This window comes from Nonomuraea wenchangensis (assembly GCF_900111685.1).
In the GTDB taxonomy this organism is placed as follows: Bacteria; Actinomycetota; Actinomycetes; order Streptosporangiales; family Streptosporangiaceae; genus Nonomuraea; species Nonomuraea wenchangensis.
Genome location: NZ_FOHX01000026.1, coordinates 1 through 16,908 on the forward strand (window position 1 = coordinate 1; position 16,908 = coordinate 16,908).

At 73.9% G+C, this 16,908-nt stretch carries 15 protein-coding genes; 6 read left to right on the top strand and 9 right to left on the bottom strand.

Going from position 1 to position 16,908, the window contains the following annotated elements:
- Positions 1-974 (bottom strand): ATP-binding cassette domain-containing protein (locus BMW85_RS44925; protein WP_143082622.1); only part of this gene is annotated, 974 nt, incomplete at its 3' end.
- Positions 975-1,093: 119 nt separating this feature from the next.
- Between BMW85_RS44925 and BMW85_RS44930 the strand changes: the two genes are divergently transcribed.
- On the top strand, positions 1,094-1,687 hold the full coding sequence (locus BMW85_RS44930; RefSeq protein ID WP_091093792.1) for a TetR/AcrR family transcriptional regulator: 594 nt from the start codon (positions 1,094-1,096) through the stop codon (positions 1,685-1,687).
- A gap of 7 nt (positions 1,688-1,694) precedes the next feature.
- Here BMW85_RS44930 and BMW85_RS44935 read toward each other — a convergent pair whose 3' ends face one another.
- From BMW85_RS44935 to BMW85_RS44955, 6 genes are read right to left on the bottom strand one after another with little or no spacing between them, the layout of a single operon-like run.
- On the bottom strand, positions 1,695-3,341 hold the full coding sequence (locus BMW85_RS44935; RefSeq protein WP_177241212.1) for a serine/threonine-protein kinase: 1,647 nt from the start codon (positions 3,339-3,341) through the stop codon (positions 1,695-1,697).
- 43 nt (positions 3,342-3,384) lie between these two features.
- Entirely contained in the window at positions 3,385-4,014 is a 630-nt protein-coding gene (locus BMW85_RS50110) for an HAD family hydrolase (protein ID WP_218156222.1), read from the bottom strand.
- Positions 4,004-5,089 (bottom strand): ABC transporter ATP-binding protein, encoded by a 1,086-nt coding sequence (locus BMW85_RS44940; RefSeq protein WP_091093794.1) that lies wholly within the window; start codon positions 5,087-5,089, stop codon positions 4,004-4,006. The genes BMW85_RS50110 and BMW85_RS44940 overlap by 11 nt, the downstream gene beginning before the upstream one ends.
- Entirely contained in the window at positions 5,086-5,943 is an 858-nt protein-coding gene (locus tag BMW85_RS44945; protein WP_091093795.1) for an ABC transporter permease, read from the bottom strand. Before BMW85_RS44945 ends, BMW85_RS44940 begins: the two co-directional genes overlap by 4 nt.
- Complete coding sequence (locus BMW85_RS44950; protein ID WP_091093797.1) at positions 5,931-6,755, bottom strand: ABC transporter permease; 825 nt, start codon at positions 6,753-6,755, stop codon at positions 5,931-5,933. Before BMW85_RS44950 ends, BMW85_RS44945 begins: the two co-directional genes overlap by 13 nt.
- Positions 6,752-7,906: an ABC transporter substrate-binding protein gene (locus BMW85_RS44955; protein ID WP_091093798.1), complete on the bottom strand. Its 1,155-nt coding sequence runs from the start codon at positions 7,904-7,906 to the stop codon at positions 6,752-6,754. Before BMW85_RS44955 ends, BMW85_RS44950 begins: the two co-directional genes overlap by 4 nt.
- 112 nt (positions 7,907-8,018) lie before the next feature.
- Here BMW85_RS44955 and BMW85_RS44960 point away from each other — a divergent pair, with 112 nt between their 5' ends.
- From BMW85_RS44960 to BMW85_RS44970, 3 genes are read left to right on the top strand one after another with little or no spacing between them, the layout of a single operon-like run.
- A complete protein-coding gene (locus BMW85_RS44960; RefSeq protein WP_091093800.1) occupies positions 8,019-8,786 on the top strand; it encodes a GntR family transcriptional regulator in 768 nt (255 codons plus the stop codon).
- A gap of 59 nt (positions 8,787-8,845) precedes the next feature.
- A complete protein-coding gene (locus BMW85_RS44965; RefSeq protein WP_026214111.1) occupies positions 8,846-9,112 on the top strand; it encodes a DUF6504 family protein in 267 nt (88 codons plus the stop codon).
- The gene (locus BMW85_RS44970; protein WP_177241222.1) at positions 9,112-12,756 is read left to right on the top strand and encodes a DNA polymerase III subunit alpha; all 3,645 of its coding nucleotides are present in this window, start codon (positions 9,112-9,114) and stop codon (positions 12,754-12,756) included. Before BMW85_RS44965 ends, BMW85_RS44970 begins: the two co-directional genes overlap by 1 nt.
- Positions 12,757-12,780: 24 nt before the next feature.
- On the opposite strand, the gene BMW85_RS44975 is transcribed toward BMW85_RS44970, so the two are convergent.
- On the bottom strand, positions 12,781-13,464 hold the full coding sequence (locus tag BMW85_RS44975) for a DUF4328 domain-containing protein (protein WP_245775462.1): 684 nt from the start codon (positions 13,462-13,464) through the stop codon (positions 12,781-12,783).
- A gap of 68 nt (positions 13,465-13,532) precedes the next feature.
- Positions 13,533-14,183 (bottom strand): response regulator, encoded by a 651-nt coding sequence (locus BMW85_RS44980; RefSeq protein WP_091093801.1) that lies wholly within the window; start codon positions 14,181-14,183, stop codon positions 13,533-13,535.
- A 93-nt stretch (positions 14,184-14,276) separates the two neighbouring features.
- Here BMW85_RS44980 and BMW85_RS44985 point away from each other — a divergent pair, with 93 nt between their 5' ends.
- Positions 14,277-14,957 (top strand): ABC transporter ATP-binding protein, encoded by a 681-nt coding sequence (locus BMW85_RS44985; RefSeq protein WP_091093803.1) that lies wholly within the window; start codon positions 14,277-14,279, stop codon positions 14,955-14,957.
- Entirely contained in the window at positions 14,954-16,903 is a 1,950-nt protein-coding gene (locus BMW85_RS44990; protein WP_091093804.1) for an FtsX-like permease family protein, read from the top strand. Before BMW85_RS44985 ends, BMW85_RS44990 begins: the two co-directional genes overlap by 4 nt.
- Positions 16,904-16,908: the final 5 nt, after the last annotated feature.

The window sequence follows — 16,908 nt, forward strand, 5'->3', positions numbered from 1 at the left end:
GTGAAGGGGGAGTGGAAGTGGAGGGGGGACGGGGGGCGGGGGATCGGGTTGTCGAGGAGGCGGCGGAGGCGTTCGTGGGCGTTGCGGACGCGGCTGGAGACCGAGCTCTGCACGCGTCCCGCGTTGCGGTCGTAGGCCATCTTGTTGTTGTCGCGCATGAGGCCGCCGGCGGCGACGCGGTGGGCGGTGGTGGCGGCGTGCTCGCGCACCTGGCGCACCTCCGCGCACCAGGCCGCGTACGCCTGCTCCCAGCGGGCCCGTGCCGTCGCCTTGGCGGCGAGGAAGCCGTCGTAGCCGCCGCCGAAGCGGGTGACGGCCCCGCCCTCGACCTCCAGGACGGCGGTGGCGACGCGGCCGAGGAAGACGCGGTCGTGGGAGACCACGACGACCGTGCCGCGGTGCTCGCGCAGGCGGTCTTCGAGCCAGGTCAGGGCCGGCTCGTCGAGGTGGTTGGTGGGCTCGTCGAGGAGCAGGACGCGGGGCGCGGCGGCGAGGACGCAGGCCAGCCCGAGCCGGGCCAGCTCGCCTCCCGACAGGCTGCCGAGAGCCCGGTCGCGGCCGACGTGGGCGAGGCCGAGGCCGTGGAACGCCTTGTCGACGCGGGCGTCGGCCTCGTAGCCGCCGCGCGCTTCGTAGAGGGTCTGGAGCTCGCCGTATTCGGCCAGGGCCGCGGCGGCGGTGTCGCCGGTGGCCGTCGTGAGGGTCGACTCCAGGCCGCGCAGGCGGCGCTCGATGGCCCGGAGCCCGGCCAGGGCGGCGTCCACGGCCTGCTGGACGGTGTGCGTGGGCGGCAGGTCGAGGGTCTGGCCGAGGTAGCCGACGTCGTCGGTGGCGGTGGGTACGGTGATCTCGCCGTCGTCGGGACGCTCGACCCCGGCCAGGAGCCGGAGCAGGGTGGACTTGCCCGAGCCGTTCTCGCCGACGACGCCCGCGCGCTCGCCCGCCTTGACGGACACGGTGACGTCGTCGAGCACGACGCGCTCGCCGTAGGACTTGGAAACGCTGTGAAGGTGGATCAGGATGGAACTCCAATCGCAACTGCGGTAGCGTTAGCTAAGCACAACCGAGCAAGCAAACGCAACTGGAGTAGTTTTTGGAAGCGGGTGGCAGCAAGCGGCCGGGAGGGCGCAGCGCGCGCGTACGCGACGCCGTACGCCAGGCGACCCTCGCCGAGCTGGCCGAGCACGGCTACACCGGGCTGACGGTGGAGCGGGTGGCCGAGCGGTCCGGCGTGCACAAGACGACCGTCTACCGGCGCTGGGGCAACGTGGAAGGGCTCATCTCCGACGCCCTGGAGCTGGCGCGCGACGAGCCGTGGCCCATCCCCGACACCGGGACGATCGAGGGCGACCTGCGGGGCGTCGTGCAGCTCGTACGGTCGGGGTTCGCCGATCCCGAGCTGGGGCCGGTGTCGTTGGCGTTCGTGGCGGCCGCCGTGCAGAACGACGCGGCGGCGCGGGCGCTGCACGACTTCTTCGTGGCCAGGCACGAGCAGTCGGCCGAGGTCGTACGGCGGGCGGTCGCCCGGGGCGAGCTGCCCGACGTGGTGGACGTCCGCGAGGTGATCAGGGTGGCGGTCGCGCCCGTCTACTACCGGCTGTTCGTGGCGCACGAGCCGGTGAGCGAGCGGGACGCCGACCGCGCCGCCGACGCCGCACTCGCCGCCGCGCGCGCGGGGGTTCTCTGACCGGCGATCAGGGGTCGGCCTTCTTGCCGCGCAGCTCGAAGTCGTCGAACGTGGTCTGCAGCAGCGACCCCTCGGCCTTCGTCGTACGCGCGAACAGCCCGAGCGACCCGTTGCTGATCCCGTCGGGGTCCTCCACCCGGAGCACCCGGTCGTCGTTGACCCACATGGTCAGCCGCGTCGTCGTGTCGATCTGCTCGCACGCCACCACGATCCTGACCGGCCCGCCGGTCAGCCCGTCCACCTGCACCGGAGGGGTGAGGGTGCCGCCCGAGCCGTCCAGGACCCGCCGGATCCTGGCCTTGCCCCCGGTGTCCAGCCCGAACTCGTAGTAGCCCTCCTCGTCGGTGCTGTGGCAGTAGACGCCGTACTCGCCGGTGCCCGACGCCTTCTTGACCTCGGCGGTGACGCCGATGACCACCGATGTCGGCAGCATCGGCGTGGGCTTGGCCGTCGGGTTGGGCGTGGTGGTCGGCGTGGCGACGAGGAAGGGGATGGGAGCCTTCGCCCACCGCTCCTCGTAGCCGCTGCCCTGCTTGACGTCCAGCCCGTACGTCCCGTCCGTCCGGTATCCGTAGGAGGCGTCGGCGTTGGCGTCGTAGGTGCCGTTCCAGCCGCCGGAGGTCTGGGTGAAGTCCTCGGCGTACAGGATGCCGAGGTCGGGCGGGCCGCCGGGCGACAGCAGCGCCCACGCCCCCACGGACGCGGCCACGAGCAGCGCGGCCCCGGCGGCGGCCGCCGCGTACAGCTTGCCGCGCCGCGCCCCGTACACCGGCCGCGGCAGGGTGGGGCCGGGCGCGTACGGGCCGCCGGCGTGCTGCCAGGTCGCCTGGACCGTCCGCGTGGCCTGCTCCGGCTCGGCGGCCCGCCCGACGAGGTGGTCGAGGAGCTGCTGGGCGGTCGGCCGGGTGGCCGGGTCCTTGCGCAGCGCGGCCCTGACCAGCTCGCGCATCCCGGGATCGACGTCGTCGAGCGCGGGCTCGGTGTTGAGCACCTGGTAGACGATGGTGGGCAGCGTGTCACCAGGGAACGGCGCCCGCCCGCTCGCCGCGAACGCCACCAGGCACCCCCACGAGAACACGTCGCAGGCCGGCGAGACCGGCTCGCCCCGCAGCACCTCGGGCGCCATGTAGCGGGGCGTGCCGACCAGCTCGCCGGTGCCGGTGACGCCGCCGAGCGTGTCGAGCGCCCGCGCGATGCCGAAGTCGATCACGCGCGGGCCGACCGGCGACAGCAGCACGTTGGACGGCTTGAGGTCGCGGTGGACGACCCCGGCCGCGTGGATGGAGGTCAGCGCGGTCGCCACGCTCACGGCCAGCGCGTCCAGGCTGGAGCCGCGCAGCGGGCCGGACTCGCGTACGGCCTGCTCCAGGCTGGGGCCCGGCACGTACTCGGTGACGACGTAGAGCTGGTCGCCGTCGAGCGCCGCCTCCAGCACCGCCGCCGTGCAGAACCTGCGCACCCGGCGCGCGGCGTCGGCCTCCCTGCGGAAGCGCAGGCGGAACTGCTCGTGCTGGCTCAGCTCGGGGTTGATGACCTTGACGGCGACCCGCTGGCCGGCGGGGTCCTCGGCGAGATGAACCGTGCCCATGCCGCCCCGCCCCAGCACGCTCAGCACCCTGTAGCGCCCGATGTGGGAGGTTTCACCGTTCTTCACGCCGCGCAAGCTTACCGACACCGCCGTGATCGCGGGAGCATGGTCACAAGGCATCTCCCGACGCGGCGAGGCAGGCGCGGATCCTGGCCAGCGACGGCGGTCCCGCCGGCCCCGTCACCAGCACCCGGCACCGCGCGGCGGTGGCCGCCGCGACGCCCGCCGGGCTGTCCTCGACGGCCACGCAGCGCTCGGGGGCCGCGCCGAGCCGCCGGGCCGCCTCCAGGTACGGGTCCGGATACGGCTTGCCGCGCGCCGTCTCCCCGTCGGCGACCACCAGGTGGAACGAGTGGCGCAGGCAGGGGAGCACCAGCTCGACCACGCGCCGAGGCGACGCGCTGACCAGGGCCGTGGGGATGGACGCGGCCGCGAGGTCGGTCAGGAGCTCGCGGGCCCCGGGCAGCACCGGCACGCCGTCGCGGGCGAGCCGTTCGGCGAAGGCGTCCACCAGCCGCTCCGCCAGCGCGGCCACAGCGGCTCCGGACGCGGCGGCGGGGAGGAGGTGGGCGGCGGCGTCGGCGGCGGTACGGCCGCGTACGTGCGGCACGTCGGCCTCCTCCAGCCGCCGCCCGAGCGACGCGGCGGCGACCCCGGCCACCGCCCGCCACCACGCCCCCTCGGTGTCCACCAGCGTCCCGTCCAGATCGAGCAGGACGGCGTCGGGATCAGACGGCATCGGCGGCCACGACGGGGGCGGGCGTCGTGACCGTACGGGCCGCCACCAGCACGGGCCGCTCCACCAGCCGCACCGCGACCCGCGTCCCGGGCCCGAGCCGCGCCGCCTCGTGGCCGGGCACGTCGGCCAGCACCTCGCCGCCGTCCACGGCGAGCCTGAGCCGTACGGACGAGCCACGGAAGGACGCCGCCAGCACCTCGGCGGGCCCGTCCTCGGCGGGCTCCACCCTGACCGCCTCCGGCCGGACCAGCACGTCCACGTCCGAGCCGTCAGGGACGGGGCCGTCCACGGGCAGGCTCTGGCCGAGCACGCTCACCCGGTCGCCGCCGAGCCGCCCGGCGAGGTGGTTCATGGTGCCGACGAACTCCGCGACGAACGGCGTGGCGGGCCGGTCGTAGATCTCGGCGGGCGCGCCCACCTGCTCCAGCCGCCCGTCCCGCAGGACCGCGACCCGGTCGGCGACCGACAGCGCCTCCTCCTGGTCGTGGGTGACGAAGACGGTGGTGATGCCCAGGTCGAGCTGGAGCCGCCGGATCTCCTCGCGCAGGATGACCCGTACCTTGGCGTCCAGCGCCGACAGCGGCTCGTCGAGCAGCAGCACGCGCGGCTCCAGGGCGAGCGCGCGGGCCAGCGCGACCCGCTGCTGCTGGCCGCCGGAGAGCTGGTGGGGGTAGCGGTCGGCGTGCTGGGGCAGGCCGACCAGCTCCAGCAGCTCGTCCGCGCGGGCCCGCCGGGTGGCGGCGGGCACCTTGCGCACGCGCAGCCCGAAGGCGACGTTGTCGCGGGCGTTCAGGTTGGGGAACAGCGAGTACGACTGGAAGACCATCCCGGCGTCGCGCTTGTTGGCGGGCACGCGGGTGACGTCCTTGCCGTCCACGAGCACCGCGCCGGAGTCGGGCCGCTCGAACCCGGCCACGCACCGCAGCGCCGTCGTCTTGCCGCACCCGGAAGGACCGAGCAGGGCGACGAACTCGCCGGGCTCGATGAGCAGGTCGAGCCCGTCCAGCGCGACCGTCTTCCCGAACTCCCGCCGCAGCGCCCGGAATTCGACGGACGCCGGAGCCGATGCGGTCATTTCCTCTTCTCCTTACCGAAGACGGTCGAGACGGCCAGCAGGAGCAGCCAGATGATGAGCAGGCTCAGGATCGAGACGGCCACCGAGAGCTGGCCCTTCGACCCGGACACGGTCACGATCCACACCGCGAACGGCTGGTAGCCGAGCAGGCTGGCGACGGTGTACTCGCCGAGGACGAGCGCGAGCGTCAGGAACGACGCGCTGGCGAGGGCCGAGCGCAGGTTGGGCACGACGACCCGGAACAGCACGTACGGCCACGAGGCCCCCAGGTTGCGCGCCGCCTCCACCAGCGTCCGCACGTCCATCGTGCGCAGCCCGGCGTCCAGCGACCGGTACACGAACGGCAGCACCAGCACCACGTACGCGAGCACCAGCACGATCGGGAACCCCGGGTCCTGGACCGCGATGATCGTGGCCCAGAACGGCGTCGGCGCCAGCAGTTCGGTGCCGTTCCGCAGCGCGGTGGACAGCCCCGCCACGAACGTGATCGGCGGCACCACCAGCGGCAGCGTGCACAGCACCTCCATGACCGGCCGCAGCCGCGGCGCGAACAGCCGTACGGCCAGCATCGCGGGCAGCGCCAGCAGCAGCACCACGGCGATCGTGGCCGCGGCGAGCCCCAGCGACAGCGTCAGGGAGCTCGCGAAGCCCTCGGCCGTCAGCAGTTCGGCGTAGGGCGCGAACGACACCCCGGAGCCGGGCGAGTAGAGGGTGTACCAGAGCGAGGCGCCGAGCGGCACCAGGAAGTAGAGCCCGGCCACCAGGAACACCAGCCCGCGCCACACCCGCGGCCGGGCGGGCGCCTTCGCGGGGGCGGCGGTGGCGACGGGCTCCAGCCCGGTCAGTGCAGCCATCGCGAGGTCCTCCTCTGCAGCGGCAGGTAGATCGCCATGACCAGGCCGGCCACCACGATCATGTCGAGGCTGAGCGCCAGCGCGATGTTCTCGTAGCCGATCAGCACGTCGCCGGTGAGCGCGGCGGCGATCTTCAGGGTGACGAGCGGCACGACGGTGCCGACCATGGCGTTGGCGGTGGCGTAGGCGGAGAAGGCCGAGCCGAACAGCAGCACCACCCCGCCCAGCATGGCCGGGGCCAGCACCGGCAGCGCCACGTAGCGCCAGTAGTGCCAGGCGGTGGCGCCGCTGTTGGCCGCCGCCTCCCGCCACTGCGGGCGCAGGCCGTCCAGCGCCGGCGCCATGGCGAGCACCATCAGCGGCACCGAGAAGTACAGGTAGACGACGGCGAGCCCCCAGAACGTGTAGAGCGACCCCGACGGCAGCCCGACCAGCCCGCTGACCACGCCGGAGTTGCCGAGCGTGGCGATCCAGAAGAACGCCAGCGGCACCCCGCCGAAGTTGGCCAGCACGCCGGAGGCGGTCAGCACCGCCTCCCGCAGCAGCCGCGAGCGCGAGGTGACGACGGCGTAGGCGAGGAACGTGCCGAGCACGGCCCCCGCCAGCGCCACCACGGCCGACAGCTTCACGCTGCCGAGCAGGGCGGTCAGGTAGCCGCCCTGCAGGCTCAGCGCCAGGTTGGCCGTGCTGGGCCGCCCCTCCGCGGTGAACGCCCCCGCCACCAGCACGACGGCGGGGACGCCGAAGACCAGCGCGAAGAACGCCAGCAGGGGCAGCGCGCCCAGCCAGCCGCTCGACCGGGTACGGCTCATCCGGAGATCGCGGCGTCCCAGCCGCTGGCCAGCTTGGCCTTGGCCGCGTCGACCTGCTCGGTGGTGGGGAAGGTCGGCTCGCCGTCCACCTTGGGCAGCTTGTCGGCGAGCGCCTGGTCGGCGGTGCCGTCGGAGGTCATGGCGGGCAGCAGCACGGGACGGGCGAAGCCCTTGAGGAACAGGTTCTGGCCCTCGGCGCTGTAGAGGTACTCCTGCCACAGCCGGGCGGCGGCCGGGTGCGGGGCGTCCTTGTTGATCGCCTGGGCGTACATCTGGAAGTACTTGCCGTCGGAGGGGATGTTGACCTGCCAGTCGATGCCCTTGCCGGCCATCTGGGGGGCGTAGGCGGCGTTGTTGTAGTCCCAGTCGATGCTGATCTGGGTCTCGCCCTTCTCGATGGTGGCCGGGGTGGTCTCGACCGGGTTGTAGTTGCCGGTGTCCTTGAGCTTCTTGAAGAAGTCGATGCCGGGCTGGATGTCGTCGTACGAGCCGCCGTTCGCGAGCGCGGCGGCGTACACGCCGGCGAAGGCGGAGCCCGCCTTGGTCGGGTTGCCGTTCATCGCGACCTTGCCCTTGTACTCGGGCTTGAGCAGGTCCTGGAAGCTGGTGGGGCAGGTGGCGATCTTCTTGGCGTCGCAGCCGATGGACACGTAGCCGCCGTAGTCGTTGACCCAGAGGCCGGTCTGCTCCTTCTGGCCCTCGGGGATCTTGTCGAAGGTCTGCACCTTGTACGGCGCGAACAGCCCCTCGGCCGCGCCGCTGAGCGCGAACGACTGGCCGAGGTCGAGCACGTCGGGGGCGCGGTCCTGGCCCTTGCGGGTCTTGACGGCGTTGATCTCGTCGGCGCTGGACGCGTCGGGGGTCTCGCTCTCGATCTTGATGCCGTACTTGGCCTGGAACTTCTCGATGATCTCGCCGTAGTTCGCCCAGTCCGGCGGCAGGGCGATGACGTGGAGCGCGCCTTCCTTCTTGGCGGCCTCGACGAGCTTGTCCAGCCCGCCGAAGTCGGCGGCGGAGGTGGCGGTGGCGGCGTTCGCCCCGCCCTGTGACGCCTCGGTGGTCTGCTGGGTGCCGGGGGCGGCGCCGCAGGCCGCGGTTGCGAGTGCGAGTATCGCGGCGATTCCGGCCGCTCGGGCGCGAGAGGTGAGCACGACGCCTCCATTGTGCAGGGGGTATGGCACGAAACTAGGGGAGCTTGTACAAACAAGCGAGCACCAGTTAGTCGCATGAACGTTGCTCTTTCATGAACGGGGAGGGGCGGGCGTGGCTGCTCGCTATGAACTGATCGCCGATGACCTGCGGGAAGGCATCATCTCCGGCGCGTACCCGGTGGGCTCGCAGCTCCCCAGCGAGGCCGAGCTGGCCCGGCGGCACGGCGCGGCGCGCGGCACGGTGCGCCAGGCGGTGGCGGTGCTCGCCGCCGAGGGACTGGTGGGCTCCAGGCAGGGCGCCCGGCGCATTGTGCTCGGCGCGGCGCGCAGCCAGAGCTTCGCCGAGCTGCACAGCTTCGCGCAGTGGGCGCGCGCGGGCGGCCACCGCTTCGGCGGCCAGGTGATCGAGCAGCGCCGCCGCCCCGCGAGCGCCGCGGAGTCGGCGAGGCTCGGCGGCGGCGAGGTGCTGGAGGTGCTGCGGCTGCGCACGCTGGAGGGGGAGCCGGTGCTGGTCGAGCGGACGGTGTACGCCGCCTGGGTGGCTCCCGCCGTCGAGGCGCTGCCCGCCGACTGCGAGTCGGTCACCCAGGCCCTGTACGACACCACCGGCCTCGTGTGCGCCTACGGCGAACACCTCATCGACGCGGTCGCCGCCGGCGCCCAGGACGCCCGCCTGCTGGGGGTGCGCCGCGGCAGCCCGCTGCTGCGCCAGCGCCGCACCACGACGACGCAGGAGGGCCGCCCGGTGGAGTCCTCCGACGACCGTTACCGCGCGGGCAGCGTGGCCTTCAGCATCCGCAACTCGATCGGCGCCAACCCGCTCGTGCGGCAGGCGATCGACTTGCGTTCCGCGCCCGGAGAACATATGTTCGAGTCATAAGCGCCCGCCTTCCCCCGGGTGGCTCACGAACACGACCAGAGCCGCGTGGGAGAAGCGTCTTGAGCAGACTCTATGGCGATCCGATAGAGGTGTGGACGAGGGACGGAGAGCCGATCCAGTTCGTCTGGCGCGACCGGCTCTACCTCGTCCGCCGCGTCCTCGACCACTGGGTGGTCGCGCGCGAATGGTGGAAGACGAGCGAGGGAGATCCGGGCGAGCGCCGGTTCTGGCGCGTGGACGCCGGCCCCGGCCGCGAGGTGGGCTCCTACGAGCTGCGCTACGACACCGCCGCCAACGGCTGGCTGCTGCTGAGGGCGTGGGACTGATGGCGCCGCCGTTCCCGCATCTCCATGTGTGCTCGGCCTACTCCATGCGCTACGGCACCGCCTTCCCGCAGGCCCTCGCCCAGCGCGCCGCGGAGCACGGCATGGACATCCTGGCCCTGACCGACCGCGACGGGCTCTACGGTGCCGTCAAGCACGTCCAGGCGTGCGCCGACGCCGGGATCGCGCCGGTCGTCGGGGTCGACCTGGCGCTCGACGCCCCGCCGGCCGGTCCGGCGCCCGGCATGCGCGCCGAGCGGCCCCGCACCGGCCCCGAGGCCGAGGACCGCGTCACCGTGCTGGCCCGCGGCGAGGGCTGGTCGCGCCTGGCGCGCCTGGTCACCGCCGCCCACCGGGCCGGCGAGCGCGGCCGGCCGAAGGTGACCCGCGAGCTGGTCGGCGCATGGGCGGGCGGGCCCGGCGGCGAGCACGGGTTCGGCGCCGACGACGGGCTCGTGGTGTTGCTCGGCCCCCGTTCCGACGTGGGCCGCGCGGTGGCCGCGCGGCGCGACGAGCACGCGCGGACGCTGCTCGGCCTGTGGCGGGCGGCGGTGCCCGCCGTGGTGATCGAGCTGGTCGACCAGTACGGCTTCCGCGACGCGACCACCGCCGTGCGCATGCTCGGCCTGGCCGAGTCCATGGGCGTGCCCGCCGTGCTCACCAACGCGGTGCGCTACCTCGACCCGGCCGACCACCAGGTGGGCGACGTGCTCGACGCGGCCCGCCAGCTCGTCCCCCTGCACCCGCGCCACCTCGACCGGACGACCTCGCACGCCTATCTCAAGAGCACCAAGGAGATGTGGCAGGTGGCGGCCAAGGTCTGCGGCGCCGACCGGACGCGGGTGGGGCGGCTGCTGTTCACCACCAGGCGGCTGGCCGAGGCGTGCGCGATGGACCCGCTGCGGCTGCTCGCGCTCCGCAACGACCCGCCCGACCTGCACCTGCCCGAGATCGGCAGGGACCCGGTGCCGCTGCTGCGTCACCGCGTCGAGGACGGCCTGCTCCGGCGCGGCCTCGGCCGTGACGCGGACGCCCGGCGGCGGCTCGGCGAGGAGATGACGATCATCGAGCGCAAGCGCCTGTCCGGCTACTTCATCGCGGTGGCCGGCATCACCGACATGATCCGCGGCATGGGCGTGCGCTGCGCCATCCGCGGCTCGGGCGCCGGCAGCCTGGTCAACTACCTCATCGGCATCGGCGAGGTCAATCCGCTCGACCACGGCCTGCTCATGGAGCGGTTCCTGTCCGAGGGGCGCGTCGGGCTGCCCGACATCGACGTGGACGTCGAGTCCGCCCGCCGACTCGACTGCTACAGGGCGATCTTCGACCGGTACGGCGAGGACCGCGTGGCCTGCGTGTCCATGATGGAGACCTACCGGGCGCGCAGCGCCATCCGCGACGTCGCCGGGGCGATGGGCCTGCCGCCGCACGAGATCGACACGATCGCCAAGGCGTTCCCGCACATCAGGGCCAGGCAGATCACCGCCTCGCTCGCCGACCTGCCCGAGCTGCGCGGCAGCCGGCTCGGCGACGCCGGGCTGGACCGGGTGTTCCGCCTCGCCGAACGGCTCGACGGGCTGCCCCGGCACATCGCGCTGCACCCGTGCGGGGTGCTCGTGGGCAACTCCGGCCTCCTCGACCGGACGCCGGTCGAACGCAGCCTGCTGGAGTTCCCGATGTCGCAGTTCGACAAGGAGGACGTGGAGGAGGCCGGGCTGCTCAAGCTGGACGTGCTGGGCGTGCGGATGCAGTCGGCGCTGGCGTACGCGCTGGGCGAGGTCAAGCGCGTGGACGGCGTCACCGTCGAGCTGGACGCCCAGCGCGGGGAGGACCCGGACGTTCAGTACGTCCCGCACGACGACCAGGAGACCTACGACATGATCTGCGCCGCCCGCACGATCGGGTGCTTCCAGATCGAGTCGCCCGGTCAGCGGGAGCTGGTGGCCAAGCTGGAGCCGCGCGCCATGCACGACCTGATCGTGGACATCTCGCTGTTCCGGCCGGGGCCGGTCAACTCCGACATGATCACCCCCTACCTGGAGGCCAGGCAGGGGTGGCGGCAGCCGCACTACCCGCACGAGCGGCTGCGCGAGGCGCTGCGCGAGACGCACGGCGTCGTGGTGTTCCACGAGCAGGTCCTGAAGATCATCTCGGTGATGACCGGGCGCGACCTGTCCTTCGCCGAGCTGCTGCGGCGCACCCTCGGCACGCCGGAGGGACGCGAACGGGTGCGCAAGACGTTCGTGCCACTGGCGCGGGCCAACGGCTTCGACGACGCGGCCGTGGACCGGGCCTGGCGGGTGCTGGACGCGTTCGGCGGGTTCGGGTTCTGCAAGGCGCACGCGGCGGCGTTCGCGCTGCCCACCTACCAGTCGGCGTGGCTGAAGCGGCACCACGCGGCCGCGTTCTTCGCGGGGGTGCTCACGCACGACCCCGGCATGTACCCCTCGCGGGTCATCGTCGACGAGGCCAGGCAGTGCGGGGTCAAGATCCTGCCGCTCGACGTCAACAAGTCAGGCAAGGACTGGCGGGTGGAGCGGCTCGGGCCGCGCGTGCCGGTGCGGGTGCGGCCCGACCGGCTCGCCGCCGGCCCGCGGGACGCGCAGCCTCGGCGGCGCGAGTTCCGGGCCGAGGACCTCGGCAAGGGGTACGCGCTGCGGGTGCCGTTCTCGGCGGTCAAGGGGGTGAGCGAGGCCGAGGTGGAGCGGATGGTGGCCGGGCAGCCGTACACGTCGCTGGCCGACTTCTGGGACCGCGCCCGGCCCTCGCGGCCCGTCATCGAGCGGATCGTGCAGGTCGGCGGCCTCGACGCGCTGCACGACCTGCGTCCGGGCGGGCCGCGCTGGAAGCCCGGCGAGCTGACCCGGCGCGACCTGATCGCGCGGATCGGCGCGCTCGAACGCTCGTCGGCGAGCGGCGTGCGGGCCGGGCCGCGCGCCTCCAAGCACTACACCCGCCCCTTGGAAACCCGGCCGTCCGAAACCCAGCCGTCGGCGCAGCTCCCGCTGGGCTTCACCGAGCACCTGCCGCCCGGCGAGCTGCCCGAGATGACCGAGGCCGAGATGGTCGAGGCCGAGCTGGAGATCCTCGGCATCGACGTCAGCCGGCACGTCATCAGCTTCCACGACGAGCTGCTCGACCTGCTCGGCGTGGTACGCGCCCGCGACCTGCTGCGCCGGCGCAACGGGTCCGAGGTGCTGGTGGCCGGGGTCAAGGTGGCCACGCAGACGCCCGCGGTGCGCTCCGGGCAGCGGGTCATCTTCACCACCCTGGATGACTCCACCGGGCCGATCGACCTGACCTTCTTCGAGTCGGTCCAGGGGCACTGCGCCGCGACCGTGTTCGGGGCGTGGCTCATGCTGGCCAAGGGGGTGGTGCGGCGCACCGGCGTGCGGGCGGTGTCGCTGCGGGCCGTCGACTGCTGGGACCTCGCCGACCTGGACGGCCTGTGGCGGTCGCAGGGCATCGACGCGGTCCGCGACCTGCTCAGCCGTACGCCGGGGGAGCCGGCGGGCGTGGGCGGGCGGCGCATCGAGTATCCGAACGGGTTCCGGCTGTCGCCCTACTCCGACATCGCCCCGGCCGTCACCCCGCCCCGCCGGCTCTGGCACGCCAGCCCCGGCAGCTCCGGCCCCACCGCCGCCTGACCCCTTCGCCCGGGGCCGGGCGGGTCACATGGGGTGGCTGAGGGGGGTGGAGCCGGAGGCGGGTTCGGCGGCGAGGGGGCGGAGGGAGGCGAGGGGGGAGCGGGCGGCGCGCTGGAGCCGGGTCAGCTCGCGGACGGTGCCCGCGCACAGCGCCGCGGCGACCGCCGCGCACAGCAGCTCGGGCGCCCCCACCCCGGTCAGGCCGCGGGCCGCGGAGTCGAGCGGCAGCCGGATCGTGACCAGCGCGAGCGTGGCCAGCCAGCTCACCCACCACCCGGCCAGCAGCGCCAGCCATCGGCCGCGCCGCCCCGCGGGCGGCCGGGTGCCGCGCCAGACCTCGTCCAGGAGCAGCGCGGGCGCCACCAGGTTGACGCCGGGGATCAGCCAGGCCGCCGCCACCGGCGCGGTCGCCGCCGAGCGGTCGTTGGCCTGCCTGGCCCGTACGAGCCACGTCGCGTACGCGGCCCCGGCCGCGACCGAGGTGCCCGCCACCAGCATGATCAGCACCGCGAACACGGTCACCGCGCCCACGACCGCCTCCGCCTCGGCCCCCTGGGGCCGTCCGCCGAACGCGGCGAGCTGGGCGGCGAGCTGCCGCCCGCGAACCTGCTCGAAGATCACCAGAGCGGCGAGGGAGAGGACCTGCGCGGCGAGCGTGACGTAGACGGCGGAGGCGGCTCTGCTGGGCGGTGCCTGGGTGTGGCGCACGATGTTCTCTCCCCGGGCCTTGCGCTGCGGTTCTGATTCACTTTTTATCCCGCGAGGCCCGCCGTTAATCAGCTCACCACGCCGGATTCCCACGCCCAAGCAGCGATTTCGACCCGATTGCGAACGCCGAGCTTGGCGAAGATGCTGCCGAGGTGCGTCTTGACGGTCGACAACGACACGAACAGCTCGGCGGCCACCTCCTGGTTGGTGCGCCCCCGCGCGATCAGCCGCACCACGTCCAGCTCGCGCTCGGTCAGCGGGTCGTTCATGGGCGGCGGCGCGGCCCGCCGGGGCTGGGCGAGGTGCTGCAGCAGCCGTACGGTGACCGACGGCGACACCAGCGCGTCTCCGGCCGCGGCCGCCCGCACCGCCTCGATGAGCAGCGTGGGCCCGCTGTCCTTGAGCAGGAAGCCGGTCGCGCCGGAGCGCAGCGCGCCGTAGACGTACTCGTCGAGGTCGAACGTGGTGACGATGACCACCCGCAGCGGGTTCTCCACGCCGGGGCCGGCCAGGATCCTGGTCACCTCGATGCCGTCGAGCCTGGGCATCCTGATGTCCAGGAGGCACACGTCGGGCCGCAGCCGCCGCGCCTCCGCCACCGCCTCGGCCCCGTCGGCCACCGCCGCGACGACCTCCATGTCCGGTTGCGCATCCAAGATCATCTGAAAGCCGGTACGTACTAGTTGCTGGTCGTCGGCGACGAGAACCCGAATAGTCACGGCCCCAACTCTAAAGAGATCGGCCGTTCGGTCGAGACGGGATGGCCGCACGGCCGATCCGGTGGATACGGGCCTGCCGGGAGGCTGAGGGGCATGAACGACGTGCTTGTTGGACGGGCCCTGGTCAAGAGGTTCGGGCAGACGGTCGCCCTCGGCGGCGTGGACATCGCGGTGCGGGCCGGTGAGGCCGTGGCGATCATGGGGCCGAGCGGGTCAGGCAAGTCCACCCTGCTGCACTGCCTCGCGGGCATCATGCGGCCGGACGAGGGCGAGGTGCACCTGCTGGGGCAGCGCATCGACGCGATGGGGGAGCGCAAGCGCAGCGCGCTGCGGCGTACCCGGTTCGGTTTCGTCTTCCAGTTCGGGCAGCTCCTGCCCGAGCTGCCGGCGGAGGAGAACGTGGCCCTGCCGCTCATGCTGGGCGGCGTGTCCCGGCAGCAGGCGGTCCGGCAGGCCCGCGAGTGGTTCGCGCCGCTCGGCCTGCCGGGCATGGAGACGCGGCGGCCGGGCGAGCTGTCCGGCGGGCAGGCCCAGCGGGTGGCCATCGCGAGGGCGTTGGTGACCAGGCCGGCGGTGGTGTTCGCCGACGAGCCGACCGGGGCGCTCGACCAGCGGACCGGGCAGGACACGATGCGGCTGCTGGTGGAGGCGACCCGGCACAACGACGCCTCGCTGATCGTCGTCACCCACGACCCGAACGTGGCCGCCTGGTGCGACCGCACCGTCGAGGTCCGTGACGGCCACCTGGTGACCATGAGCGGAGCGACGGCGTGAACCTGGATCTGACGTGGCGGCTGCTCAAGGGCGGCGGCCGTAAGGGGCTGCTGGGCGTCTGGCTGACGCTGGGGGCCGTCGCCGTGTCCACGGCGCTGCTGCTGTTCGCCGTGGCCGCGAACCTGGCCTTCGACGCCCGCGCCGAGCGCGGTGCCTGGCGCAACCCGGTGCCGGTGGCCAAGGACGCGGCCGCCAAGGACGCGGTGGCCGTCGAGGCGTCCCGCTTCGACTACGTACGCGACCGGGCGATCACCGTCGTGGATCTCGCCGCGCTCCGGCCCGACGCCGCTCCGCCGCCCGGCCTGCCGCGCTTCCCGAAGCCGGGGGAGACGTGGCTGTCGCCCGCGCTCGCGGAGCTGGCCCGTGAGCTGCTCCCCGCCGAGCTGGGCGACCGTTACCCGCGCCCGGCGGGCGTCCTGGGGGACGAGGCCCTGGTGTACCCGGGGGAGCTGGTCGCGGTCGTCGGCCACGCGCCGGACGCGCCGGCGATGACCGCCGAGCGCAGTGACGACTGGATCGTGGGCAAGCCGCCGGTGAGGGTCGCGAGCCTGGCGGGGACGCCGAGCGAGGACGCGGAGGCGTACAAGGTGCTCGCGGTCATCGCGAGCGTGCTCATGGTGGTGCCGCTGCTGGTGTTCGGGGGCGCGGCGGCCCGGCTCACGGTGGCCAGGCGGGACCGGAGGCTGGCCGCGCTCCGGCTGGTCGGCGCGACGCCCGGGCAGGTGGTGCGGATGACGGTGGCCGAGGCGGTGCTCGTGGCGCTGGCCGGGGCGCTGGTCGGGGCGGTGGCGTTCGCGCTGGCCGTGCCGCTGCTGACGCTGATCGAGATCCAGGGCGGCGCCTGGTTCGCGGGGGACCTGTTCCCCGGCCTGGCGGTGCTGGCCGGGGTGCTGGTGGCGGTGCCGCTGCTGGTGGGGTTGTCGGCGGTCGCGGGGCTGCGCCGGGTGGTGGTGAGCCCGCTCGGCGTGGCCAAGCGGGAGACGCCGCCCGGCATGCGCTTCGTCCGGGTGCTCGCGCTGCTCGCGGTGCTGGCCGCGTTCCCGATGCTGACCCAGGGGACCAGCGTGGCGATCGTGGCCGTGGCGCTCGGGCTCGCGTTCCTGTGCCTGAACCTGGCCGGGCCGTGGGTGGTGGGCCTCATCGGCCGGATCACGGCGGGCACGGCGCGCGGCCCCGCCCGGCTGCTGGCCGGGCGCAGGCTGGTGGACGACCCGCGCTCCGCCTGGCGGACGGTGAGCGGGGTGGCGCTGACCGGGTTCGTGGCGGGCTTCCTCGGCCTGCTCAGCCCGGGCGCGTTCGCGCAGGCCGACGGGCCGCCGCAGCTCCGTGTCCTCGCGCCCGCCGGGCAGGCCGAGCAGGTGGCCGGGCAGGCCCGCGAGCGGCTGGCGGCGGCGAAGGTGCCCGCCGTGGTCACGGTCGTCAAGCGGACCGTCGTCGCCGCGCCGTCGGGCCCGCTCGACGCGGCGGCCATGGACCGGGCGCGTACGGCGCTCGCCGGGCTCGTCCCGGGCCGCACCCCGACGACCGAGGCCGACGAGCGGGGCTTCGGCGATCAACTGCTGGCCGACGTGCGGGTGGGGACGATCGTGGTGCTGTCGGTGTCGTTCCTGGTGGCCATCGCGAGCGCGGGCATCACGGCCGCCTCGTCGGTCCTCGACCGGCGGCAGACGTACGGGCTGCTGCGCCTCGCCGGGACGCCGCTGGAGGTGCTGGACCGGGCCAGGCGGGCCGAGACGCTGATCCCGCTGGGCGTGATGGGCGGCGGCGCGATCCTGGTGGGGGCGTTCTGCGCGACGCCGTTCATGATCGGCGGGGTCAGCGTGGCCGGGGTCGTCACGCTGGTGGTCTGCGTGGTGCTCGGGTTCGCCGGGGTGATCGGGGCGGGGGCGCTGAGCCGGCCGCTGCTGAGGTCGGTCACGGCCGATCCCGCGCCCCGACCCGACTGAACCGG

Coding starts and splice junctions, on each gene's coding strand:
- BMW85_RS50110 (WP_218156222.1), bottom strand. CDS start 4,014: ATGCCGTCTGATCCCGACGCCGTCCTGCTCGATCTGGACGGGACGCTG.
- BMW85_RS44940 (WP_091093794.1), bottom strand. CDS start 5,089: ATGACCGCATCGGCTCCGGCGTCCGTCGAATTCCGGGCGCTGCGGCGG.
- BMW85_RS44945 (WP_091093795.1), bottom strand. CDS start 5,943: ATGGCTGCACTGACCGGGCTGGAGCCCGTCGCCACCGCCGCCCCCGCG.
- BMW85_RS44950 (WP_091093797.1), bottom strand. CDS start 6,755: ATGAGCCGTACCCGGTCGAGCGGCTGGCTGGGCGCGCTGCCCCTGCTG.
- BMW85_RS44970 (WP_177241222.1), top strand. CDS start 9,112: ATGGCGCCGCCGTTCCCGCATCTCCATGTGTGCTCGGCCTACTCCATG.
- BMW85_RS44985 (WP_091093803.1), top strand. CDS start 14,277: ATGAACGACGTGCTTGTTGGACGGGCCCTGGTCAAGAGGTTCGGGCAG.